At 66.5% G+C, this 361-nt stretch carries 1 pseudogene; it reads left to right on the forward strand.

From position 1 onward, the window contains the following. Positions 1-361: pseudogene (locus ACT3UL_RS19235) on the forward strand (hypothetical protein); the annotation flags it as partial.

The following is a 361-nucleotide window of genomic DNA, read 5'->3' on the forward strand; positions in this document are numbered from 1 at the left end:
TCGCTATGGACACAAGGTTGTCGAAGCAGGACGCCCTGATCGCCGCCAGCGGCGCCTGAACGGGAAGTCCGACACCCTCGACGCGGAGAACGCCGCCCGCTCCGTGCTCGCCGGCTTCGCGACGGTCATCCCAAAGACCGCGGACAGCAGCGTCGAGATGATCAGGCAGCTCAAGATCGCGCACGATTCAGCCGTCACCGACCGCTCCGCGGCGATGATCTCGATGAAGGCGATGCTCATCCACGCCGACGACACACTGCGCCGGGAGACGAACCGGATGACGCCGATCAAGCTCGCCCGCCACCTCGCAGCGCTGCGCCCTCGCAACCTCGAGACGCCTGCAGACTCTCTCCGCCATGCT

The sequence above is a fragment of the Brachybacterium sp. 107 genome (assembly GCF_052379725.1).
In the GTDB taxonomy this organism is placed as follows: Bacteria; Actinomycetota; Actinomycetes; order Actinomycetales; family Dermabacteraceae; genus Brachybacterium.